This window comes from Pilimelia anulata (assembly GCF_014647895.1).
Classification (GTDB): domain Bacteria; phylum Actinomycetota; class Actinomycetes; order Mycobacteriales; family Micromonosporaceae; genus Pilimelia; species Pilimelia anulata.
The window spans coordinates 44,549-66,978 of the sequence record NZ_BMQB01000010.1 but is presented as its reverse complement, the minus strand read 5'-3'; the positions used below and the strand labels follow the sequence as shown (position 1 = coordinate 66,978).

Annotated in this window: 18 protein-coding genes and 1 pseudogene; 7 read left to right on the top strand and 12 right to left on the bottom strand. The window is 76.0% G+C overall.

Annotated elements, in window-relative coordinates:
- The first annotated feature begins 123 nt into the window (after positions 1–123).
- The 4 genes from IEY94_RS19390 (at position 124) to IEY94_RS19375 (ending at position 4,034) form a co-directional block, all read left to right on the top strand.
- Complete coding sequence (locus IEY94_RS19390) at positions 124–1,539, top strand: family 2B encapsulin nanocompartment shell protein (RefSeq protein WP_189171659.1); 1,416 nt, start codon at positions 124–126, stop codon at positions 1,537–1,539.
- Positions 1,540–1,698: 159 nt separating this feature from the next.
- On the top strand, positions 1,699–2,733 hold the full coding sequence (locus IEY94_RS19385; RefSeq protein ID WP_189171658.1) for a family 2 encapsulin nanocompartment cargo protein polyprenyl transferase: 1,035 nt from the start codon (positions 1,699–1,701) through the stop codon (positions 2,731–2,733).
- Positions 2,734–2,793: 60 nt separating this feature from the next.
- Positions 2,794–3,306 (top strand): DUF5709 domain-containing protein, encoded by a 513-nt coding sequence (locus IEY94_RS19380; RefSeq protein WP_189171657.1) that lies wholly within the window; start codon positions 2,794–2,796, stop codon positions 3,304–3,306.
- A 59-nt stretch (positions 3,307–3,365) separates the two neighbouring features.
- Complete coding sequence (locus IEY94_RS19375; protein WP_189171656.1) at positions 3,366–4,034, top strand: superoxide dismutase family protein; 669 nt, start codon at positions 3,366–3,368, stop codon at positions 4,032–4,034.
- Positions 4,035–4,085: 51 nt separating this feature from the next.
- Here the strand turns inward: IEY94_RS19375 and IEY94_RS19370 are convergent, their stop codons facing one another.
- The 10 genes from IEY94_RS19370 to IEY94_RS19325 form a co-directional block, all read right to left on the bottom strand.
- Positions 4,086–6,614, bottom strand: a complete 2,529-nt coding sequence (locus IEY94_RS19370; protein ID WP_189171655.1) for an ATP-binding cassette domain-containing protein — start codon at positions 6,612–6,614, stop codon at positions 4,086–4,088.
- Positions 6,611–8,779 (bottom strand): NHLP family bacteriocin export ABC transporter peptidase/permease/ATPase subunit, encoded by a 2,169-nt coding sequence (locus IEY94_RS19365; protein WP_229784265.1) that lies wholly within the window; start codon positions 8,777–8,779, stop codon positions 6,611–6,613. The genes IEY94_RS19370 and IEY94_RS19365 overlap by 4 nt, the downstream gene beginning before the upstream one ends.
- Entirely contained in the window at positions 8,776–9,600 is an 825-nt protein-coding gene (locus IEY94_RS19360; RefSeq protein ID WP_189171654.1) for an HlyD family efflux transporter periplasmic adaptor subunit, read from the bottom strand. Before IEY94_RS19360 ends, IEY94_RS19365 begins: the two co-directional genes overlap by 4 nt.
- The gene (locus IEY94_RS19355; protein ID WP_189171653.1) at positions 9,597–10,652 is read right to left on the bottom strand and encodes a cytochrome P450; all 1,056 of its coding nucleotides are present in this window, start codon (positions 10,650–10,652) and stop codon (positions 9,597–9,599) included. The genes IEY94_RS19360 and IEY94_RS19355 overlap by 4 nt, the downstream gene beginning before the upstream one ends.
- Positions 10,649–11,449 carry a class I SAM-dependent methyltransferase gene (locus IEY94_RS19350; RefSeq protein WP_189171652.1) on the bottom strand — a complete coding sequence of 267 codons (801 nt, stop codon included), beginning with the start codon at positions 11,447–11,449 and terminating at the stop codon, positions 10,649–10,651. Before IEY94_RS19350 ends, IEY94_RS19355 begins: the two co-directional genes overlap by 4 nt.
- The gene (locus IEY94_RS19345; protein WP_189171651.1) at positions 11,446–14,487 is read right to left on the bottom strand and encodes a DUF4135 domain-containing protein; all 3,042 of its coding nucleotides are present in this window, start codon (positions 14,485–14,487) and stop codon (positions 11,446–11,448) included. Before IEY94_RS19345 ends, IEY94_RS19350 begins: the two co-directional genes overlap by 4 nt.
- Positions 14,484–15,596 (bottom strand): hypothetical protein, encoded by a 1,113-nt coding sequence (locus IEY94_RS19340; protein WP_189171650.1) that lies wholly within the window; start codon positions 15,594–15,596, stop codon positions 14,484–14,486. Before IEY94_RS19340 ends, IEY94_RS19345 begins: the two co-directional genes overlap by 4 nt.
- Positions 15,593–16,105 (bottom strand): hypothetical protein, encoded by a 513-nt coding sequence (locus tag IEY94_RS19335; RefSeq protein WP_189171649.1) that lies wholly within the window; start codon positions 16,103–16,105, stop codon positions 15,593–15,595. The genes IEY94_RS19340 and IEY94_RS19335 overlap by 4 nt, the downstream gene beginning before the upstream one ends.
- A complete protein-coding gene (locus tag IEY94_RS19330) occupies positions 16,102–17,106 on the bottom strand; it encodes a hypothetical protein (protein ID WP_189171648.1) in 1,005 nt (334 codons plus the stop codon). The genes IEY94_RS19335 and IEY94_RS19330 overlap by 4 nt, the downstream gene beginning before the upstream one ends.
- Before the next feature lie 67 nt (positions 17,107–17,173).
- Positions 17,174–17,455 (bottom strand): NHLP leader peptide family RiPP precursor, encoded by a 282-nt coding sequence (locus tag IEY94_RS19325; protein WP_189171647.1) that lies wholly within the window; start codon positions 17,453–17,455, stop codon positions 17,174–17,176.
- Between the two features lie 112 nt (positions 17,456–17,567).
- Here IEY94_RS19325 and IEY94_RS19320 point away from each other — a divergent pair, with 112 nt between their 5' ends.
- From IEY94_RS19320 to IEY94_RS19310, 3 genes are all read left to right on the top strand, one after another.
- The gene (locus IEY94_RS19320; RefSeq protein ID WP_189171646.1) at positions 17,568–18,626 is read left to right on the top strand and encodes a hypothetical protein; all 1,059 of its coding nucleotides are present in this window, start codon (positions 17,568–17,570) and stop codon (positions 18,624–18,626) included.
- Positions 18,627–18,727: 101 nt separating this feature from the next.
- On the top strand, positions 18,728–19,309 hold the full coding sequence (locus IEY94_RS19315; RefSeq protein WP_189171645.1) for a hypothetical protein: 582 nt from the start codon (positions 18,728–18,730) through the stop codon (positions 19,307–19,309).
- 100 nt (positions 19,310–19,409) lie between these two features.
- On the top strand, positions 19,410–20,279 hold the full coding sequence (locus tag IEY94_RS19310; protein WP_189171644.1) for an LLM class F420-dependent oxidoreductase: 870 nt from the start codon (positions 19,410–19,412) through the stop codon (positions 20,277–20,279).
- 635 nt (positions 20,280–20,914) lie between these two features.
- Here the strand turns inward: IEY94_RS19310 and IEY94_RS19305 are convergent.
- Both IEY94_RS19305 and IEY94_RS19300 read right to left on the bottom strand, forming a co-directional pair.
- Complete coding sequence (locus IEY94_RS19305; RefSeq protein WP_189171643.1) at positions 20,915–21,361, bottom strand: hypothetical protein; 447 nt, start codon at positions 21,359–21,361, stop codon at positions 20,915–20,917.
- Positions 21,362–21,412: 51 nt separating this feature from the next.
- Positions 21,413–22,125 (bottom strand): annotated as a pseudogene (locus tag IEY94_RS19300) (polymorphic toxin-type HINT domain-containing protein).
- Between the last annotated feature and the right edge of the window lie 305 nt (positions 22,126–22,430).

Below are 22,430 nucleotides of genomic sequence, written 5' to 3'. Positions count from 1 at the left end.
GGCGGCGGCAAGGGTGGTCACCGTCCCGAGTAGAGACCGTTCGGGGAGTGGTGCCGGTGTCGGCGGACTGATCAGATGAAGGGGCAATCGGGACATTTCATCTCAGCGATTGGTGGGATAGATATGCCGAACCAGGACACCCCCGACACCAGCGCGGCGACCACCCCGCAGCAGCGCCAGCGCAGCCTCAGCACCGCCGCCGCCCGCAACCTGGCGACGACCACGAAGACCGTTCCGCAGATGCAGGAGATCACCTCGCGGTGGCTGCTGAAGGTCCTGCCGTGGGTCCAGGTCTCCGGCGGGTCGTACCGGGTGAACCGGCGGCTCAGCTACGCGATCGGCGACGGCCGGATCAGCTTCACCAACACCGGCGCCACGGTCCGGGTCGTCCCGCCCGAGCTGACCGAGCTGCCGGCCCTGCGCGGGTACGCCGACGAGGACGTCCTGTCCGCGATGGCCGACCGGTTCACCCAGCACGAGTACGGCCCCGGCGACGTCGTCGCCACCGCCGGCGCCGACAGCGACGACCTGTACCTGCTCGCCCACGGCAAGGTCAACAAGGTCCGGGCCGGGCAGTACGACGACGAGGCGGTGCTGGCCGTCCTCGCCGACGGCGACTACTTCGGCGACGAGTCGCTGACCGACGAGGACGCGCTGTGGGACGCCACCTACGTCGCGGCCACCCGGTGCACGCTGCTGCGCATCCGCCGGGACGAGTACCTGGAGCTGGTCGCCCGCTCCGACTCGCTGCGGGCGCACCTGGACCACGTCCGGGAGCTGGCCGGCAAGCCGCAGAACAAGCACGGCGAGGCGGCGATCGAGATCGCCGCGGGCCACGACGGCGAGCCCCGGCTGCCGGAGACGTTCGTCGACTACGAGGCGGCGCCGCGGGAGTACGAGCTGTCCGTCGCGCAGACCGTGCTGCGGGTGCACAGCCGGGTCGCCGACCTGTACAGCAAGCCGATGAACCAGGTGGAGCAGCAGCTCCGGCTGACCATCGAGGCGCTCAAGGAGCGGCAGGAGCACGAGCTGGTCAACAACCGGGAGTTCGGCCTGCTGCACAACGCCGACCTGAAGCAGCGGATCCACACCCGGTCCGGCCCGCCCACCCCGGACGACCTGGACGAGATCCTGTCCCGCCGGCGCAAGTCGCAGTTCTTCCTGGCCCACCCGCGGGCGATCGCGGCGTTCGGGCGGGAGTGCAGCCGGCGCGGCCTGTACCCGGACGCGGTCGACTTCCACGGGCACAAGCTGCCGGCCTGGCGCGGGGTGCCGCTGCTGCCCTGCAACAAGATCCCGATCAGCGACACGCACACCACCTCGATCATGGTCATGCGGACCGGCGAGGACGACCAGGGCGTCGTCGGCCTGCACCAGACCGGCCTGCCGGACGAGTACGAGCCGAGCCTGTCGGTCCGGTTCATGGGCATCGACGACCAGGCCACGATCTCGTACCTGGTCAGCGCCTACTACTCGGCCGCCGTCCTGGTCCCGGACGCGCTCGGCGTCCTGGAGGACGTGGAGCTGGGCCACTACTAGCGGCACCCGCGGCCGACCGGCGGCGGCGCCCCCGCGGCGCCCCGCCGGGGGTCGGCCGCGCCCCGATCCGGCCGGGTCGCGCCAGGTGCGCGGCCCGGCCCCCCGGACTCGCTGCGGAGCCCGCGCGAGGACCACTCGACCACGTAGAGTGAGGTGGCCATGACCCAGACCCCGGCGCGGATCGCCGTCGATGACCTCCTGCGCTGGAGCCGGGCGCTGGTGGAGCCCGCGCTGCGCGAGGCGGTCGACACCCTCCCGGAGAGCATCCGGCACATCTGCGGCTACCACTTCGGCTGGTGGGAGCCGTCCGGCCGGGCCCGGGCCGAGAGCGGCGGCAAGGCGCTGCGGCCGGCGCTCGCACTGCTCGCCGCCGAGGCCGTGAGCGGCGTGGCCCGGTCGGCCGTACCGGCGGCGGTCGCCGTCGAGCTGGTGCACAACTTCTCCCTGCTGCACGACGACGTGATGGACCGGGACGCCACCCGCCGGCACCGGCCGACCGCCTGGACGGTGTTCGGCGAGTCGCCGGCCATCCTGGCCGGGGACTCGCTGCTCGCCCTCGCGTACGGGGCGCTGGCCGCGGGGACCCGGGCCACCCCGAGCTACGACGGGATCCGGCTGCTCGGGCTCGCCGTCCAGGAGCTGATCGCCGGGCAGTACGAGGACCTGGCGTTCGAGCAGCGCAGCAACGTCACCCTGGACGAGTGCCTGGCCATGGCCGAGGCGAAGACCGGGGCGCTGCTCGGGTACGCCTGCGGCCTCGGCGCCTGGTCGGCCGGCGCCGGCGCGGACCGGGTGGCCGGGTTCGTGGAGTTCGGCCGGCGGCTCGGGCTGGCCTTCCAGGTCGCCGACGACCTGCTCGGCATCTGGGGCGACCCGGCCCGCACGGGCAAGCCCGTGCACGCCGACCTGCGCGCCCGGAAGAAGTCGCTGCCCGTGGTGGCCGCGCTCGAATCGGGCACGCCGGCCGGGGACGAGCTGGCCGGGCTGTACAAGGGCGCCGACCCGCTGGACGCCGACCGGGTGGCCCGGGCGGCCGAGCTGGTCGGGGCCGCGGGCGGCCGGGACTGGGCCCACCGGTACGCCGACGGCCTGCTCGCCGAGTGCGCCGGCATCCTGCGCGACGCCGACCTGCCGGCCCCCGCCGCGGCCCGGCTGCTCGCCCTGGCCGCCTTCGCCACCGACCGGGACCGCTGAGCCCGCGCCGCCCGGCCGCGAGCGGGTTGGCGGCCGGGCGGGGCGGGTAAGGCCCCGGATATGCGCACCGACGACTTTCCGCACCTGGTCAGCGAGCCCGCCGCGGACGGGCTGCCCGACACCGCCGACCACGACTCCATCGCCGCCGACGAGCGGCACTCGGGGCGGGAGGCCGACGGCCGCGACCCGGCCACGCTGCCGGTGGACCGCCCGCTCGGGCTGGACGCGTACGGCACCACCGCCGCCGAGAGCGCCCGCCGCGCCCCGCTGGACGAGCGGCTCGCCCGGGAGCAGCCGGACGTCCGGCTGACCGACCCGGACCGGCACTGGTCCGACGAGCAGAACCCGGACGCCGACGTGCTCGACCCCGACCCCCGGTACGACCCGCGGGACAAGGTGTCGATGTACGACCGGCCGCTGGACGGCCGCGACGCCCCGCCGGTCGGCCGGCTCGTCGCCCCCGACGGCGGCAGCGGGCTGGACGACGAGGCCGCCGCGGTGGCCAGCGACGCCGGCCCGGCCGGCGGTGCGGCCAGCGCGGAGGAGGCCGCCATGCATATCGTCAACGAGTGAACCCCACCGACCACCCACCCGTGACAATCCACAGTGGCCGAACCCGAGGAGGAACCCCGATGCGCCGTACCGCCGCGCTGATGCTGCTGGCCATCCCCGCGCTCGCCGGATGCGCCGGCGACCCGGCGGACGACCCGGCGGCGACGCCGAGCGCGTCGAGCCCGTCCGCGTCCCCCGAGCCGTCGCCGACGACGATCACCGGCACGCTCGCCACGCCCGCCGCGGGCGCGACCGCGGTGACCTACGACCCGACGCTCGCGCCGGTCGGCGCGACGCTGTCGGCCGCCCTGGCGCCGTCCGGGACCGGCCTGTCGGTGACGCTCACGGTCGCCGGCCTGAAGCCGAGCCGGCCGTACGGGGCGCACGTGCACACCGCGCCCTGCGGCATGCAGGGCACCGACGCCGGCCCGCACCTCCAGCACACGCCGGACCCGAAGGCGTCGGCCTCGCCGCCGTCGGTCGACCCGAGCTTCGCCAACCCGACCAACGAGGTGTGGCTGGACGTCACCACGGACACCGCCGGCGGCGGCGCGGTGACGGCGACGGCGCCGTGGCGCTTCACGGACGCCCCGCGCTCGATCATCCTGCACGCCGAGAAGACGAAGACGGAGCCCGGCAAGGCGGGCACGGCGGGCGCCCGCATCGCCTGCCTGACCCTCCCCGTGCCCGGCATGGCCCCGATGACCCCGACCGCCCCGACCCCCACCGCTACCGCCTCGCCGTCCTGACCGGTCGGCACCGTTGATCATGGGGTCGGGCAGCCGGCCCCATGATCGCGCTCAGGTGAGCTGGCGGCGGGCCAGGTGGGCGAAGGTGCCGTTGGCGGCCAGGAGTTCCTCGAACGCGCCCTGCTCCGCCACCTTGCCGCGGTCCAGGACCAGGATGCGGTGGGCGTCGCGGATCGTGGACAGGCGGTGGGCGATCACGATCCGGGTCGCGTTCAGGCCCGCCAGGCTGCGGGTGACCGTGCGCTGGGTGATGTTGTCCAGGGCGCTCGTCGCCTCGTCGAAGATCAGGATGCGCGGGCGGCGGATCAGCGCCCGGGCGATCATCAGCCGCTGCCGCTGGCCGCCGGAGAACGTGGACGCGCCCTCGCCGACCACCGTCCGGATGCCCATCGGCAGCCGCCGGACGTCGTCGGCCAGCCCGGCCATCGCCAGCGCCGCCCAGGCGTCGTCGGCGGTCAGGTCCGTCGTACCGGTCAGGCAGGTCAGGATGCTGCCCGTCGGCACCTGCGCGTTCTGCATCACCACGCCGACCTGCCGGCGGACCGCCTCGGCGTCGAGGGTGTCCAGCGGCTTGCCGTCGTACAGCACCGAGCCGGCCGTCGGCCGGTCGAAGCCCAGCAGCAGCCGGATCAGCGTGGACTTGCCGGCCCCCGACGGGCCGACCACCGCCACGAACTCCCCCGGCGCCGCGGCCAGGTCGACGTCGCTCAGGGTGCGCGGGCCGTCCTCGGCGTACGCGAACGAGACCCGGCTGACCTCCACCCGGCCGGACAGCGCGCCGGGGTCGGTCGTCTCCACCGCCGCCCGCGGCGCCGTCCGGAACACCGGGCGGGCCGCGTCGTACAGCGGCGCCACGTCCGCGAGCTGCCCCAGCGCCGGCCCGATCAGCGCCAGCGCGGTGGTGACCTGGCCGAGCGCGGCGATCAGGCCGACGAACACGGCCACGCTCATCCCCGCGTCCCGGACCGTCGCCGCCGCGCCGAGGACGATCAGCGTGCCCACGCCGGGCGCGACAGCGGTGGCGACGGTGAGCTGGCGCAGCGCGGAGTTGGCCCGCGCCGCCGCGGACCGCTCGCCGGCGTACATCGTGCCCCAGCGGGCGTACATCCGCTGCTCGGCGTCGGCGACCCGGACCTTGACGATGCCGGTGAGCACCGCGGTGACGAAGCCGCTGATCGCGTTGCGGGTGGCCACCTCGCCGCGGCGGGCCCGGACCAGCAGGCGGACCTGCCGGTACGCGTACGCCGCGTAGAACACGAGCCCGGCCAGCAGCGCCGCGGCGATCGCCGGGTCCAGCACGAACGCCACCGCCAGGCCGGTGACGCCGACGAGGGCGCCGATGCCGCCGCTGAGCACGCTGCCGGTGACCAGGTCCCGGATGCCGTCCACGGCGAGCACCCGGCGGGCCAGCTCGCCGGGGTTGAACGCGCGGAAGAACGGCGGCTCCAGCCGCACCACCCGGGCCCACAGGGCGGCGGTGGTCCGCACGTTCAGCTCGACCACGAGCCGCTGGAGCAGCAGCCCCTGGGCGACCGTCGCCCCGGTGAACGCGAGCACCAGCCCGGCCACCAGCACCGCGATGGCGCCGACGTTGCCGGCCTCCGCCCGCGGTACGGCGTCGCCCAGGATCCGGGCAGTGGCCAGCGGGACGGCCGCGCCCAGGGCGAGGACGGCGACCGCCGTGCCGCCGATCCGGGCGAGGTCCCGGCCGGCGCCCGGCGGCAGGCCGGTGCGCAGCAGGTCCCGCGGGGTGACCGGGCGGTCGGGCAGCACGGGGTACACGCACCAGGCGGCGGCGAGCGCGACCGGCGCGGGCCCGCGGGCGGGGACCGGCCGCCAGCCGGTCGGCGCGGACCACACCCGCCAGGCGCCGCGGCGGCGGACCAGCGCGTACGCGGTCCCCTCGGCGTCCACGGCGACCATCGGCAGCCCGTCGCCGGCCCACCAGGCGCCGCCGGGGTCGACGGCCCGGATCGGCACGCGCAGCCGGCGGGCCAGCGCGGGCACGTCCAGGGTGGACAGCGTGCGGGCGATGTCCACCGCGCGGGCGGGCAGCCGGACACCGGCGGCCCGGGCGGCGAGCAGCAGCGCGCGCAGCCGGGGCGGGGCGTCGGCGTCGGCCGGGGCGCGGTCGGGCGCGGCGCCGGACAGCACGCCGGCCAGCGCGGCGGCCGCGTCGGCGGCGCGGCGGCCGTCGGCGGCAACCCGGCGGGCCATCGCGGCGGCGCCGCCGTCGGGCGCCCGGGCGGCGGCCAGCGCGGCGGCGAGGGTGGCCCGGCGCAGCTCGGCCTCCGGCCCGACCGGGCGGGCGGCGGCGCCGGGCCGGACCCGGACGGCGGCCGGGCCGTTGCCGCGCAGGGTGATCCGCTCGGCGGGGTCCGGCGGCTCGGCCCAGCGGGTGCCGGGCAGCGCCTCGCCGGCGGCCAGCGTGCCCAGGTGCCGGGGCGCGGTGGGCGGCGCGGCGTCCAGGGCGCGGAACACCTCGACCACGCCCTCGGTGACGACGACCAGGTCGTCCGGGTCGGGGTCGAGGCCGCGGTGCGCGTCGAGCCTGTGCTCGACGGCGAGCGGGGCGGTCACGCGGTCACCAGCGCCGCGTACGCGCCCGCCCGGGCCAGCAGCTCGTCGTGCGTGCCGCGCTCGGCGACCCGGCCGCGGTCCAGCACGATGATCTCGTCGCAGTCGCGGATCGTGGACAGCCGGTGCGCCACCACGATCGTCGTGCAGGAGCGGCGGCGGACGGCCCGGTCGATGAGCTGCTCGGTGCCGGGGTCCAGGGCGGACGTGGCCTCGTCCAGCACGAGGACCGTCGGGTCGGTGGCGAGCGCCCGGGCGATCTCGATCCGCTGCTGCTGGCCGCCGGAGAAGTTGCGGCCGCCGTCGGCGACCGCGGCGCCGTACCCGCCGGGGCGGGCGGTGATGTCGTCGTGGATGGCGGCGTCCCGGGCGGCGGCCACCACCGCGGCGTCGGGCAGCGTGGTGTCGAGGAAGGCGATGTTGTCCCGGACGGTGCCGGCGAACAGGACGATCTCCTGGTCCACCAGGGCCAGGCTCGCGGCGAGCAGCGGGGCGGGCAGGTCGCCCCGCGGTACGCCGTCCAGCAGCACCTCCCCCGACCACGGGGTGACCAGCCCGGTGATCAGCCGGGCGACGGTGGTCTTGCCGGAGCCGGAGCCGCCGACCAGCGCGACCCGCTGGCCGGGGCGCACCCGCAGGCTGAACCCGTCCAGCAGCGGCGGCCCGGCCGGGCTGTACCCGAAGGTGACGTCGCGCAGCTCCAGCTCGCCGCGCAGCCGGCCGGGCGGCAGCGCCGCGGCCGGGGCGGGCGCGGGCGCGGGGTACCGCAGCAGGTCGTCGATCCGGTCCAGGTGCCCGCGCGCCTGCTGCACCGCGCCGCCCAGGCCGACCAGCACGGCGATCGGCGCGAGGAACCCGGAGACCAGCACCGAGAACGCCATGAGCTGCCCGAGCGTCAGCTCGTCGCGCAGCACCAGCAGCGCCCCGGCGGCGACCACGCCGATCGTGGCGAGCTGCGCGGTCAGCGCCGGTACGGCGGAGACGACGGTGTACGGCACCTCGAGCCGCTGCCGGGCGTTCGCCGCCCGGGCGTGGAAGCCGGTCACCTTGGCGAACAGGTCATCCTCGCCGCCGGCGGCCTTGACGCTCTCGATGGTGCGCAGCCCGTAGTACGAGACGGCGTGCAGGGCCGACTCCTCCCGGACGACGACGCCGCTGGCGTCCTCCCGGTGCCGGCGGGCGGCCCGCAGGACGAGTACGTCGACCACCGCGGCGGCGGCCGCGATCAGCGTCAGCGGCGGGCTGAGCAGGAGCATCAGCACCAGGTACAGCACCGCCGTGCACGCCTGGAGCAGCGCCGGGGCGAGCTGGGTGGAGACGACCCGGGCGACCTCGCCGCCGAGTTGCAGCCGGTACGCGATGTCGCCGACGCTGCGCTGGGCGTAGAAGGTCAGCGGCAGCCGCAGCGCGTGCCGCAGGAAGGTGGCCGCCATCGTCACCGACAGCCGCAGGTCGAACCGGTTGATCACCGTCCGCTGCCACCAGGCGAGCCACGCCTGGAGCACGATCACGACGGCGAGCGCGCCGAGCAGCGGGCCGGCCCCGCCGGGCAGGTTCGGGACCAGCACCTCGTCGGTGAACAACTGGGTGGCGATCGGCGCGCCCATCGCCGGGACGATCAGCGCGACGCCGGCCAGCAGCACGTACGCGACGCCGTCGCGGGAGCCGCGCAGCCGCGCGGCCAGGCTGCGCAGGGTGCCCGGCGGCCGCCCGCCGGGGGTGAAGTCGGGGCCGGGGCGCAGTTCGAGGACGACGCCGGTGAACCGGGCGTCCACCTCGTCCCACGGCACCACCCGGCGGCCGGCGGCCGGGTCGTTGACCAGCAGCCCGGCCCGGGCGGTGCCCTCGACGACGAGGAAGTGGTTGAAGTCCCAGAAGGCGATCAGCGGGAAGGTCGCCGCGGGCAGGTCGTCCAGCTCGACCCGGGCGCCGCCGGCCACCAGCCCGTACGCCCGGGCGGCGGTCAGGATGCTGACCGCGTTGGAGCCGTCCCGGGAGACGGCGCAGGCGACCCGCAGCTCCTCCAGCGGCACGTGCCGGCCGTGGTGCCGCAGGATCATCGCCAGCGCGGCGGCGCCGCACTCGACCGCCTCCATCTGGAGCACGGTCGGCACCCGGACGGGCCGCCGGTGCCCCGCCCGGGCCGGCCCGGGCGCGGTCGCGGTCACCGGCCGCGCCCGAACAGCGTGTCGATCGGCCGGGAGGACGACACGGTGATCGCCGCGGTGGCCAGCGTGCCGCTGCCGACGGCGAACGGCGGCCCGTCGCCGGACGTCCACCGGTACCGGCCCCCGGCGCCGGCCGGCTGCAGGGCGAGGGTGACGAGCAGGACGGGCGGGCCGTTGACGATCCCGTCGGCGATGGCGCCGTGGCCGACGACCGTGCGGACCCGGTCCGGGGTGACCGTGTAGCTGCTGACGGCGGTGACGTCGGCGAGCAGCCAGCCGTACACCGCGGACGGGGCCGTGCTCGGCTCCACCCGGGCCGACATGCCCTTGACCACCCGCTTGCCCTCGGCGGTCGGGACGAACGCCTGCGCCACCAGCGGGCCGGTCTCCGCCTCCAGGTACGCGAGGTCCTGGCCCGGCACGACGACCGTGCCGCGCTCGGCCGCGCCCGAGATCACCGTGCCGCTGACCGGGGCGAGGACCGGCACCAGCGGGGTGCCCGCGGTGGCGGCGGCGCGGACCGTGCCGATCCGCTGGCCCTGCTCCACCCGGCTGCCCTCGGCGGGCGGCCCGTCCACCACGAAGCCGTACACCGGCGACTCGGCGGTGAACGTGTGCGGCGCCCGGACCAGCAGCGCGGTGCCGGTGACCTGGCTGCGGGTGGTGCCGAGCCAGGCCCAGGACAGCACCGACACCGCGACGACCAGGGCCACGGCCAGGGCGATCCAGCCCGGTACGGTGACCACCCGGACCCGCTCGTCCAGCTTCTCCGGGTCCGCGCTGCGGGTCATCGCCCGGCTGCGGAACAGCGCCCGGGTCACGGGCGGCGCCCGGCGTGCAGCGGCAGCGCCGCCCAGCCGGCGATCTGGCTGGACCGCTGCGGTACGGGCTCCCCGGCGGGGCGCAGCGCGTACCGGGCGGCGGCGGTGACCGCGCCCACCGCGACGGCCCGGGCGACCGCGGCGCCGGGGCAGGCGTGCGGGCCGGCGCCGAAGGCGAACCCGCCGGCCTCGGCGTTGGCGCTGTGCAGGTGGGCCAGGACCGGCTGGCCCGGCCGCAGCGGGACGCCGCCGAGCGTGCTCGGCGCGGTGGCGACCCGGCGGACGAAGCGCACCGGCGGATGCGCGGCCAGCACCCCCTCGACGACGCCCTCGGGGGTCCCGGCGGCGCCCGCGGCGACCGCCCGCAGGCAGCCGGCGACCAGCGCGGTCGTGGTGTCCAGCGAGGCGAGCAGGACCAGCAGCGCGACCGCGACCGCGCCCTCCTTGGTCTGCTCCCCCGCGTCCACCCCGGCGCGCAGCGCGCCGAGCACACCGCGGCCGGCGGCGGGCAGCCGGGCGGCGACCGTCGCGGTGGCGGCGGCGCTGTGCGCGGCCACGTCGGCGCCGTCGCCGCCGGTGGCGCTGCCGACCGCGGCGGCGGCCCAGCCGGTGAGCCGGCGGACGTCCGGCACGGGCATCCCCAGCACCCCGGCGGCGGCGAGCACGGCCAGCGGCCGGGCCACCGTCGGTACGGCGTCGCCGCCGCCGGCCCGGGCGAACGCGCCGAGCAGCCGGTCGGCCCGGCCGGTCGCGGCCGCGCGGACCGCGCAGGCGTCGGCGTCGCGCAGGGCCCGGACGAGGGTACGGCGGACCGCCCGGTGCGCGGCGCCGTCGGCGCCGAGCAGCTCGGGGTCGGCCGTCGCCATGATCGACGACGAGTACCGGGCCGGGTCGGTGAGCACCTCCCGGACCAGCTCGGCGGAGAGCACGAGCAGCCCGTCCGGGCGGGTGCTCGGCAGGACGGGGCCGACGCTCTCGCGCAGCCAGGCGACGTGCGCCGGGCACTCGGCGCGCAGCGCGGCGCTGGACAGGTCCACGGCGAACCGGCTCATCGGCGGGCCACCACCTCCAGGTAGGCGCCGACCGGGCGGTCGGCGAGCAGGGTACGGACGACCGCGCCGGTGGCGGCGGACTCGGCCGCGGCGGCGGCGGTCAGCGCGGCGGCGTACGGGGTCCAGGTGTGCGCGGTGACGTCCGCGCACCGCTCGACGGCGAGCCCGGCGGCCGCGACCGCGGCGGCGTACGCGGCCGGGGTGCGCTCGGCGTTCGCCGCCGGGACCAGCGGCGCCCAGCCGGGCGCGGCCGGGTCGACGAGCAGGTCGGTGAGCACCAGCCGCCCGCCCGGCCGCAGCACCCGGGCGGCGGCGGCGAGGAACGCCGCCCGGCTCGGGAAGTGCAGCGCGGCCTCGACGGCGACGACCAGGTCCACGGAGCCGGACCGGACCGGCAGCGCCACCGCGTCCGCCCGGACCACCGGCGGCCGGCCGGGCGCCGGCTCCGGCAGCAGCGCGGCGCTGCGGTCCAGGCCGACGACCGCGGCGCCGGGCCAGCGGGCGGCGATCCGCGCGGTGGACGCCGCCCGGCCGCAGGCCACGTCGAGGACGGCGGCGGGCGGGCGGTCGCCCGCGGCGGCGAGCAGCCGGTCGACCAGCGCGGCCGGCGGGTCGGCGGCCGGGTGCCAGCCGACGTTCAGGTACGCGGGGCCGTGCACCCGGCGCAGCAGCGGCGCGGCGCCGAACGCGGCGTACGCGGCGTCGATCGCCCGCCGGTCGGCCCGGCCGGCACCGGGCGCCGCCGGGGCGGGTTCGGCGGCGGGCGCGGTCGGGCCGGTGGCGGGGTGGGCGGTCATGCCGGGTCCGTGGCGCGCAGCGGGTCGGGCAGGCCCGGCCGGGTGAGCAGGAGGACGCCGAGCGCGAGGCCGGCGGCGCCCTGGAACAGCCCGGGCTGGTGCAGGCCGGGCGGGAGCGGGCGCAGGTACCGCGGCGCGCCGTCGGCGGCGAGCCGGTCGAGGACGGCCGCGGCGGCGGACGGGTCGGCGGCGAGCGCGTGCCCGACGACCCCGCAGCAGAGGTGGTGCGGCGAGTCCGCCCCCGGCGCGGCGCCACCCGCGTCGCCGCCGGCACCGATCCGGGCCGCACCGATCCGGGCCGCGCTGATGTGGGCCGCGCCGATCCGGGCCGCGCCGGCGCCCGGGTCGGGGTCGGTGGCGGCGGGGAGGGCGGAGCCCGGCAGCGTGCCGACGCCGATGGCCGCCGCGGCCAGGGCGGCGCCCACGCCGCCCGTGCACCACGTCCAGCCCGCCGACCGGTCCGCGGCGATCAGCCGGTGCGCCGCCGCGGCCAGCGGCGCCGCCGCCGCGTCGCCCAGCGCCGCCGCGGCCCGCCACAGCCCGAGCGCGGTGCCGGCCCGGCCGTGCGCCAGGCCGTCCCGCCGGTGCGCCCCGCCGCGGTCGGCGGTGCCGTCGGGGCCGTACCCGTCCGCGGGCGCGCCCGGGGCCTCCGCCGCCGCGCGGACCGCCGCCGCCCCGGCGGCGAGCGCCGCCCGGACCGGGCTCGCGGCGGCCGGCCGCCGCGCCGGCTCGCCGGCGAGGACGAGCAGCGCCCCCGGCACCCCGTCGGCCAGGTCGCCGACCGGCGTGCCCGCCGGCCGGTGCCGGACGGCCGCGGCCAGCGCGTCGGCGAGCAGGTCGGCGGCGGCCGCGGCGCGGGCGCCGGCCGGGCCGGGCAGCAGCGGCGGCAGGTGGCGCAGCGCCCAGAGCACGCCGGCGGCGCCGTGCAGGTACCCGGGGCCGAGCGCCGCACACAGCCCGGCCGGGTCGGCGGCGACCCGGTCCAGCAGCGGCCCGGCCGCGCGCCCGGCGGCGGCCCGCAGCGCCGGGTCCACGGTGGACCCGGCCGCGAGCGCGAGCGCGATGCCGGCCTGCCCGTCGTACAGCGACCAGCCCACCGGCATCCGGGTGAACCGCCCGTGCCGGTACGCCGCGCCGCACCAGGTGCTGCCGGCGCCGACGGGCACCGCCCGGTCGACCAGGTCGGCGAGCAGCGCCCCGGCGAGCGCGTCGGCCCGGCCGGCCGGCGCGGCGGCGGGGTCGGTGGCCAGCCCCGGCGCGGCGTCGCGGGCGCGCAGCGCGCCGCGCACCAGAGCCACCCCGGCCGCCGGGTCGACGGGCGGCCGCGGCGGCGGGGCGAGGGTGCCGATCCGCCGGCCGCGGTGCCGGACCGCGCCGCCGGCCGGCTCCCACTCGAAGTACGGCACGTCCAGCCGGCGCAGGTCGGCCAGCTCGGCCTCGCGCAGCGCCGGGGTGATGTCCGCGCCGCCGGGCGGCAGGGCGGCCAGCGCCAGGTCGAGGTCGACGCCGTCGCGCAGGTCGGCGCGGCCGAGAGCGCGCAGCAGGGTGTCGACGTACCGGGTGGTGTACCGCAGCAGCAGCCGCACCCGCCGCCCCGGCGCCGCGGGCGGCGGCGCGACCCGGCCGACGGCGGCGGCGTACCCGGCGGCGACCGCGTCGGCGTGCGGGGCCGGGTCGTAGCCGGGCGCCGGCAGGTCGTGCCGGGCGACCACCGGCGCGGGCGCGTACCGCAGCGTCTCGGCGTCGGTGCCGGGGTGGGTCAGCTCCGGTACGGCGATCCGCCCGGCGCCCGGCAGGTCCGGCAGCAGGTGCCCGGCGTCCAGCAGCGCCCCGTCCGCGGCGAAGTCCCAGGCCGGCAGCAGGCCCACCCGCAGCGCCGAGTCGACCAGCGCCCCGGCCGGCAGCGGCCGGTCGGCGAGCGCGTCGGTGGCCGCGGTCTCGAACGCGGTGACCGGGTGCGCGACGGTCTCGGCGTCGACCACGACGGGGCCGGCGGCGGTGCGCACGATGTTGTCCCGGTGGATGTCGGTGGCGCCGAGCGCGTGCAGCGCGCCGAGCAGCGCCCCGGCCGCGGCGTGGTACCGCCGCGGGTCGGCGACCGGCTCGGCGGCCACCGCCGCGACCCAGGAGTGCCCGCCGCGGTCGACGGCGGCCGGCACCGGCGGGACCGGCCCGGGCAGCCCGGCGAGCGCCGCCCGCAGGACGGCGAGGCCGTCGTGCCGGCGCGGCCGGAAGATCACCTCGCGGCCGTCGGCGAAGCGCAGCCGGCACACCGACGCGCCGCCCTCGTGCCGGTCGCCGAGGCCGGTGCGCAGCAGCGCCAGCGGCGCCAGCCGGTCGACGCCGAGCAGGCCGGCGACCGCGCCGCCGTCGGCGGCGAGGGCGGCGAGGACCCGGCGGAGCAGGGCGACCTCGTCCACGGCGAGCTGCGCGGCGAGCCGGGCGACGACGGGCTGCCGGCGCCAGACCGCGAGGCCGGTGGGGCCGGCGGCGGCGACGTACGCGGCATGCTGCACGGCCGGGGGCGCCGCGCTGCGCGCGGCGAGCGCGGTGTCCAGCCGATGGGTGCGGGCGTCCCGGTACGCGGCGAAGCCCCGGTGCAGCGCCGGCCCGAGCCACCACGCGGACCGCCGGACGTGCGCCGCCAGCGTGTCCGTGACCAGCCGCGCGTCGAGCGCCCCGGCCAGCGGCGCCCAGGCGCGCGCGGCGAGCGGGCCGAGCAGCCAGCCGTACGGCACCGGCCAGTCCCCGCCCGGCACGGTGTCGCCGGTGAGGTGCGCGACCAGCAGGTGCGCCCAGTCGGCGTCGGGGACCCGGCGCAGCGCGACGGGCCCGGCGGCGGCGGCGAGCTGCGCGGCGGTCCGGCCGGGCGGCGGCGCGCCGAGCCGGGCGACCCGCCAGCCGCCGGCCGGGCCGTCCGCGCCGGGCGCGGGCGCCACCCAGTCGCCGGCGAGCCGCTCGCCGAGGAACGCCGCGTCGGCCAGCACGGCGGCGACCCCGCCGGGCAGGGCCTCGGTCGCCGGGGAGACCAGCGTCATCGAGCGGCCGCCCGGGCCAGCGCGGCGACGACGGTGGCGGTGGTGAAGGCGGCGGTCCGGTCGACGATCACCGCGCCCTCCTTGCGTCCGCCGGGCACCCACCGGGTGCGGCCGGGGGTGTCCGGGTCGGGGTCGTCCGGGTCGGGTACCCGCAGCACCGCCGACGCCGGCCAGCTCCCGTCGAGCCGGAGCTGCCGGCAGAGCGCGGCCTCGGCGGCCCGGATCGCCGGCTCGGGCCCGCCGCCGGCGACCAGTGCCCGCAGCGCGAGCGCGACCCCGAACGGCTCCGCCGCCCCGTTCCCACCCGCGGGCGGACCGGCGGGCGGGTCGCCGGACGGGTCGAGGTCGGCACGCTCGGGCGCGGCGGTGAGGCGGGCCGCGGCCCAGGTCGCCGCGCGGGCGGCGGCCGGGGTGCCGGCGAGGGCCTCGGCGGCGTGCGCGACGGTGTACGCCGGGTCGGCCCACCAGTACGCGGGCCAGGACCCGTCCCCGCGCTGCTGCGCGGCCAGCGCCGCGGCGGCCCGGGCCCCGATCGCGGCCGCGCCGTCGGCCTCCCGCCCGGCCGACTCGCCGCCGGGAGCGACCGCGCCGGCCCCGGTCGCCGCCGAGCCGGCGGCGGTCCGGCCGCTCCCGGCCAGGCCCGCGGCGGCGGCGGTCACGCAGGCATGGGCCGACGTCCAGCCCTTCATCGACCGCTCCGGGCCGGCCTCGATGATCGTCCGGATCGGCTCGTCCGCGGCGTACGTCGCCACCCCGTCCGGCCGCGCGTGCCCGGCCAGTGCCGCCACCGCCGCCGCCCGGTCGCCGGGGAACTCCCCCGCCGCCGCGCCCAGCCGCAGCGCCCACACCGTGCTGTCCCCGTCGCCGATCGCGCAGGGGTTGAAGCCGTACCGCCCGTCCGCCCGCTGCCGCCCGGCCAGCCCGGCCACGGCGGCGGCGACCAGCGGCTCCGCGCCGGGCACCGCGGCCTCGGCGAGCGTGGCACCGACGTACGCGGTCACCCACTCGTCGCTGACCCCGGGGTACAGGTGGAAGGCGGACCACCGCCCTCCGGCGGCGGTCCGGTACAGGTAGTCGACGCCCGCGGCGATGGCCAGCCGCGGGTTCACCGGCTGCCGGCCCGGACGATCAGCACCCGCTGCCGGTCCCCGCCGGCCAGCCGCTGCTCGTGGTGGGCAGCGGCGGTCCAGCCGCCGAGCCGCCACTGGGCGTCGTCGACCGGGGCGCCGGTGTGCAGCGGGAACTCGGCCCAGCGCGGGCCCTGCCGGTCGGCGACGATGGTCCGGCCGCCGCCGTCGACAGTGACCGTCCAGGGCAGTCCCCCGCCCGCGGCCGGGACGATGATGCCGGCCGGGTCGCCCGCGGCCAGCCGGCCGAACCGGACGTGGCTCGGCGGGCCGGGCGGCCGGGCGTCGCCCAGCCAGACCAGCCACTTGGTCCACGGGCCGCCGGCCGGGGCGTCCGGGTCCGGGTACTCCGCCGTACCGATCTTCACGGCGTGCCGCAGCAGGTCGGGGTCGGCCCCCTCGCCGAGCCCGACGAGGTGGCTGGCGCCCGCGGGGACGTCGGCCACCTCCTGCACCGCGGCCAGCCGCGGCAGCGCGATTCCCGCCGTCATCCAGCGACCTCCTCGTACGCTCCGAAGTACACCTTCGCGGCCGCCGACCCGCCGGCACCCACGGTGATCTTGAGATGGTGCAGGCCCTGCCGGTACCGGCGCCGGTGCGGCAGCCGCAGCTCGTACGCCCGCCCCAACTGCTGTACGGCGGCGGCCTTGGCCGGGGTGGCCAGCCCGCGGTCGACCAGCAACGCGAGCAGCCGCCCCCAGCGGGGGTCGGCGGGCGGCTGCGCCGCCCCGGCGACCGCGATCTCCAACCCGACCGTCGGCAGCGGCCCGATCGGGGTGACGTCGAGTCCGACGTGCAGGGTGTCGCCGTACTCCTCCGCGACCGCGGTCCAGGCGGTGACGGCGGCGGCGTCCCCCTCCCAGCCGGCGGCGGCCAGCGCGGGGGCGAGCGGCGTGCCGGGCGGCCGGCAGCAGAACAGCCGGACGCCCGCGTGCGGCCGGCTGGCGAACACCCCGACCTGCCGGACCGGCAGCGGCCCGGCGGCGACCCGGGCGAGCGCGGCGACCAGGTCCGCGGGCGGCTCGGCGTCGCCGGCGGCGGCGAGGACGGCGGCGACGGTACCGGCGGCGTCCCAGCCGGCGACGGCCTCGTGGTCGGGGTCGGGCCCGGCGGCGGTGAACAGCGCGGGCGCCGGCGCGGCGGTGTCGGTGTCGAGTTCGAGCCAGACGCCGGGCGGCAGCGGGGCGCCGTCGACGGCGAGCCAGCGGGCCCGCCGGGCCAGTCGGGCGGCGGCCCGCCAGGCGGGCGTGGCGGCCAGCGGGCCGGGCAGCCGGATGGACGGGTCGACACCGGCGAGGATGTCCAGCTCGCGGGTGTCGGCGGCGAGCAGGAGAAGATCCACCCGGGGATCGTCGTCGAGCCGCGCCTCCAACCCGACCCGGCGGCTCAGCGCGTCGGGCAGGCGGTCGCCGAGCAGCCGCAGCCGCTTGGCGGCCGGGTCGTCGACGAGGGCGGCGGGGAGGCGTTCGAGCAGGGCGTCCAGGGCGTACACGTCAGCTCCGTGGATGTGGGGATCCGCCGGCCGGGGTGCCCGGCCGACGGATCCACGGGGTCGGTCGTCAGCAGGCCGTGCAGTTCGGGCCCCACGACGACGAGTCGCCGCCGGCCACTCCCGCGAGCTGCGCGTCGCTGAGCTGGCCGCTCTGCTCCTTCGGCGGCAGGACGATGTAGAACTCGCTGGGCTGCTCCTCGACGACCTTGACGGTGAGGTCGGCCGGGATGGTGATGCCCAGCTCGCTCTCCACGGTGGCCTTCGGGTTCGAGATCAGCTTGTTCCGGAACGCGGCGTCGCTCTGGGCCTTCTCGACAACCTTCTGGGTCAGCGCGGTGTTGTTCGGCATGCTCTCTCCTCGCGAGTCGACGTGGGTGGTCGCGCAATTACTCTCTGACACGACACCGCTACCCTAGGCTATGAACAACGCTCCGCCCGGCCGAAGTCGAGGAGTCCGACGAATGTTGTTTCCCCTGGTCAGCACCGAAGTCGATGCCGCTCTGCCGGCGGCGATCGCGACCGCCGGCGGCACCGATCGACTGAACGCCACCGCGCGCGACTTCCTCGACGTCGTCGCCGCCGCGCTGCCCGGCGCGCCGCGCGTCGCCGACCACGCGCACCGCCGCCCCGACCCGGCCGCCGTCCGCGCGCTGAGCCCCGCGACCCGCCGCCGGATCATCCGTACGGCGATCGCCCTGAACGTGCTCACCGAGCAGCCGGACGCCGCCGACCACGCCCGCATCGCCGCCGCCGCCGCGGACCTCGACGTCGCCGAGCCCGCCGTCGACGTCATCGCCGCGCTGGCCGCCGGCACGGTCCCGCTCACCCTCGTGCACACCGTCGAGTTCGACGCGTACCGCACCCCGGTCCCGCGCGACCTCGCCCTGCTGCCCGCGTACGCCCGCTTCCTCGCGATGCACCTGCCGCCCGCCGCCATCCACGGCACCCTCGCCTCGCCGGAGCTGGCAGCCCAGTTCGCGCCCCTGCACCACCTGCCCGCCGACACCGCCGGCCGGACGTTCGCCGACTTCTACGCCGCGCACGACTGGCGGCTGCCCGGCGTCCCCGGCGCGGTCGCCCTGCCGCTGACCCTGCACGACTGGCTGCACGTGTACATCGGCGCCACCACCGAGCCGCTCGGCGAGGTCGAGGTCGGCGCGTTCGCCGCCGGCACCACCCGGCACCCGTACGGCTTCCACAACCTGCTGATCGTCCTGCTGATGTTCGAGCACGGCATGGTCGACGCGATGAACGGCGGCCCCGGCCTCGCCCCCGCCGGCGCCGGCGCGGCCCGCCCGCTGTCCCGCGAACGCGCCCGCGGCATCACCGGCAACCCCGCCGGCGGCGCGATGGTGGCCGACGCGTTCCTGCGCGGCACGGCCACCAACACCGACCTGTACCTCGGCGTCGACCACCTCGGCCGGGCCGACACCCCGCTCGCCGAGCTGCGCGAGGAGTACGCGATCCCGGCGCGTGGGACATACGCCGCAGCTCTGACACCGGCACTCGGACGCGCATGATCCCGCACCTCGGACCTACCGGCAGATAGCGGTACCGGCGCCTTGCCAGGCATCGATGCACTTCGTACGGTCGGCGGGACCCCAACAGTGGAGGACCTCACATGTCGCGCCGCTTCCTGCGGAATCTGCTCATCGTCGCCGCCGTACCGACCCTGGGCCTCGGCCTGGCCACCACCCCGGTCCTGGCGACCCCCGCCCCCGCCCCGATCACCGACCCGAAGGGCGACGTCTACGACGAGGACGACGACGAGGTCGACGCCCCGTACGGCGACATCGTCCGGGCCGACGGCACCCGCAACGGCGGGAACATCGAGCTGCGCTACTCGACGGCGAGTGCCGGCGACCCCACCGACGACCCGAACTGGGAGAGCGACGAGACCTACACCGAGTTCCTGCTCGATACCAACGGCGACAACACCGAGGACTACGCCATCGAGTACGGCGTGGACGACGAGGGCGAGCTGTACGCCGACGTCTACAAGGTCGGCTCGGACACCCCGGCGTGCACCGGCACCGCCTCGTACAGCGGCGCCAACATCGTGACCGCCCCGCTGCGCTGCATCGGCACCCCCACCCGGGTGTCGTACCGCGTCGAGACCGCGTACGACACCGACGTGGACGCCGAGGAGTCGGTCGTCGGCTACGACGAGGCGCCGGACGAGGGCTTCGCGGCCGTCAACTGACGCTGAGTGCGACTACAGTGGCCCTCGGTGGCCGGGCTCGCGCCCGACCGCCGGGGGCCGCTGGCATCCGGGCCGGGGCCGGACCGACCGGGGGTGCCCGATGAAGCTCGGCCTGCACTACTGGAACTTCGCCACGCCGGCCGACCCGGCGCTCATCGCGCCGACGCTGCGCGAGACCGCCCGGATCGCCGAGGAGGCGGGCATCGACTCGTTCAGCCTGATGGACCACTATTTCCAGATGGAGCGGGTGGCCCCCGCCGAGCAGCCGATGCTGGAGGGCTACACCGCCCTCGGCTACGTCGCCGCCGTCACCACCCGGATGCAGCTCGGCCTGCTGGTCACCGGCGTGATGTACCGCCACCCCGGCCTGCTCGCCAAGATCGTGACGACGGTGGACACCCTCTCGGGCGGCCGGGCCTACTTCGGCATCGGCGCCTCCTGGTACGAACGCGAACAGCACGGCCTCGGCGTACCGGTGGTCCCGATGGCGGAGCGGTTCGAGCGCCTGGAGGAGACACTGCGGATCTGCCGGCAGATGTGGAGCGACGACAACGGGCCGTTCGCGGGGCGCCACTACGAGCTGGCCGAGACGCTGTGCGTACCCGGTCCCGTGGGCGGGCGGCGCATCCCGATCGTCATCGGGGGCGGCGGGGAGCGCAAGACACTGCGGCTGGTGGCGCAGTACGGGGACGCGTGCAACGTGTTCGGGTCGAGCGTGGACGACGTGGCGCACAAGCTCGACGTGCTGCGGGGGCACTGCCGGGAGGTGGGTCGGGAGTACGGGGAGATCCGGCCGACGGTGATGGTCAGCCGGCCGGTGCTGGCCGACGTGGACGGGTTCCTGGCGGACGTGGACGCGTACGCGAAGCTGGGGGTGGACGAGATCCAGCTCCTCCCGGACCGCCACCCGATCGAATTCACCGAACGCATCGCGGAACAACTGCTTCCCAGGGTGACAGCGACCGGCTGACCAGCAACTGCGCACCCCCGGTGCCACTGGACCGAACCGGTCGGCGGCCGCCTTCGCATCCGTACTTGCGGCGCTACTCACGCCTCCGTGCGTCGCCCGATTATGTGCCGATCAGGCCGTGAGATATGCCGTCTCAACAGCAATCAGATCGACTCAAACGCAATTCGTTCGTGCGCACACTCGGACTGGGCACCGAGTTAAACTGTGGTCATATCGTGCTGCGCTTCTAAGAAGCTGGCCGCCAAACTACATCAACCGCACTGAGACCAAAGCAAGAGTAAAGCTCTTGAAAGGCCTCCTCTGGCTCAACGTCGTTCCCGGATATCCAGACATGAGTCCCCGCTACAGGCGCTCCGAACACGTTCACAAATAAAACGATGCGCCCAGATGGGAGCTGGACGGCCGAAAACTCGTCATCGCCCTCGGCCACCGTGAACGTGAGTTGATCAAAAGGAATATCCCATCGGGACTGACGGAACATTCCTGCACATCGGCGATTTGGCCGCGTGTCCCATTCGCCCAGATCAAGCTGTTGCCAGCGCATGCCAACCTACCGAAACTCAAGCCTGATCATTAAATTATGAAATCACACCTATCGCCATCGCAATGGTGATTCAATTTTTCGCCATCACCCCCTAAGGCTTGGGCCAGGTGGCCAACTTCGCCGCAGCCCAGTCCCGGACCACTTCAGGCGCGGTCGACGATACAGTCTCAACGACCACCTTGGCCGACTCATTTCCAATGGCGGCTAGCGCCCCAATACATTTCACCGCGACGCTATGAAATTCATCCCACTCGGGTCGCCAATACATTGCTCTCTCCAAGTGCACTACCGAGGTCTCAGAGCCTATCTCACCCAACACCTCGATCAAATCCTCGACCGGAACTCCGGGCTCCCGGCGATGCAGCATCCGCTCGAGAACTGGAGCATATGCCTCACAGGGATGGCAAATCGCCGCCCAAAGCAACACTTCTAGCGAGTCCCAGTCTCGACCATCGACTGCTTTCGCTAACTCTTCAGAAATGCAGCTCTCAACATCTCTGAGTGAGGAAATCTGATTCAGTAACTCATTCTGCTCCATCGACTCACTTTTAACGAGACTTTTGAGCCGACTACAGTCACTCAGTTGGAATCACCTACTGCCGCAAGAAACGAGCGCACTCGTCGTTCCTGGTTGGACGCTGAATTTTACGAGCACCCCCTCGTAGCCCTCCGAGAACGATTGCGTCGGCGAAATGAAAGTTTCCGCGTGGCAGACAGCTTGCCTGTCGATTGCAGGGTATCGAAGTGCTCCTGACTCATCGTCCGGTAATACGTTTCGTTGCAGTTGTGGACAAGGATGGGGCTGTTGCCGGCTAGTACATGGTAGGTGTGGACATTGGCTACCGTAAGATCCTGCATCGCCTTGTCGCCACGCTCGTTGACGACACCCGCCACACTGACCGTACCGCCGTCCTCTGCACGTAGCAGCTCGCCGATGACGAGGTCGCCGGCGTCGACCCATGCCTGGCGCGTCTCGCTCCAGAACGGATGGTGCTGCGTCGTCGACAGCGTCTCCCGCGACCCGTCGGCCAACGCAACCGTCAAGCTGGTCAGCTCGCTGTCCTGGTTCGTGAACAGCGCCTCGACCGGCTCCGCCGTCTCACGCCCCGTCTCCGGGTCGGCCGCCTTCACCTGATCCCCGAGCGCGACCTCCGCGATAGCCTTCGTACTGCCGTCGGCCATCAGCACCTTGGTCGCCGGGTCGAAGCTGTGCTTGCAGCCCTTCGGCTGACTGGGCTGACCCTTCGCAGTGGAACTGTTCCTACTGGTCTCCTTGCCGCCCGATATGGAGGGCTCCGTCAATTATTAGACGGAACCCTCCATGGCCAGTCAAGATGGCCGCCTAGCTCTGCAACACTTCGCTCACCAAGACGCCATTTTCGTAAAGGCGCCTAGCCTTTAATAGTCCGTCTTCAAAATATTCTCGTTCTTCTCCATGCTTAACGTCATCTCGATAATTCGTCTCAGACATTAGGCCACCTGAGGAATACCAATCACGAGCCGGGCCGTTTTGAAGACCGTTAACATAGCTAATTTCGGATCGGACTGGTTCGTCGGAGAATGAAATTCCGGTGAACCTGCGGCCCTCGAAATAGAAGACTTGATCG

Excerpts from the sequence above, each read along its gene's own strand:
- IEY94_RS19390 (WP_189171659.1), top strand. The coding sequence starts at position 124 with ATGCCGAACCAGGACACCCCCGACACCAGCGCGGCGACCACCCCGCAG.
- IEY94_RS19385 (WP_189171658.1), top strand. The coding sequence starts at position 1,699 with ATGACCCAGACCCCGGCGCGGATCGCCGTCGATGACCTCCTGCGCTGG.
- IEY94_RS19380 (WP_189171657.1), top strand. The coding sequence starts at position 2,794 with ATGCGCACCGACGACTTTCCGCACCTGGTCAGCGAGCCCGCCGCGGAC.
- IEY94_RS19375 (WP_189171656.1), top strand. The coding sequence starts at position 3,366 with ATGCGCCGTACCGCCGCGCTGATGCTGCTGGCCATCCCCGCGCTCGCC.
- IEY94_RS19355 (WP_189171653.1), bottom strand. The coding sequence starts at position 10,652 with ATGAGCCGGTTCGCCGTGGACCTGTCCAGCGCCGCGCTGCGCGCCGAG.
- IEY94_RS19350 (WP_189171652.1), bottom strand. The coding sequence starts at position 11,449 with ATGACCGCCCACCCCGCCACCGGCCCGACCGCGCCCGCCGCCGAACCC.
- IEY94_RS19345 (WP_189171651.1), bottom strand. The coding sequence starts at position 14,487 with ATGACGCTGGTCTCCCCGGCGACCGAGGCCCTGCCCGGCGGGGTCGCC.
- IEY94_RS19335 (WP_189171649.1), bottom strand. The coding sequence starts at position 16,105 with ATGACGGCGGGAATCGCGCTGCCGCGGCTGGCCGCGGTGCAGGAGGTG.
- IEY94_RS19325 (WP_189171647.1), bottom strand. The coding sequence starts at position 17,455 with ATGCCGAACAACACCGCGCTGACCCAGAAGGTTGTCGAGAAGGCCCAG.
- IEY94_RS19320 (WP_189171646.1), top strand. The coding sequence starts at position 17,568 with ATGTTGTTTCCCCTGGTCAGCACCGAAGTCGATGCCGCTCTGCCGGCG.
- IEY94_RS19315 (WP_189171645.1), top strand. The coding sequence starts at position 18,728 with ATGTCGCGCCGCTTCCTGCGGAATCTGCTCATCGTCGCCGCCGTACCG.
- IEY94_RS19310 (WP_189171644.1), top strand. The coding sequence starts at position 19,410 with ATGAAGCTCGGCCTGCACTACTGGAACTTCGCCACGCCGGCCGACCCG.
- IEY94_RS19305 (WP_189171643.1), bottom strand. The coding sequence starts at position 21,361 with ATGGAGCAGAATGAGTTACTGAATCAGATTTCCTCACTCAGAGATGTT.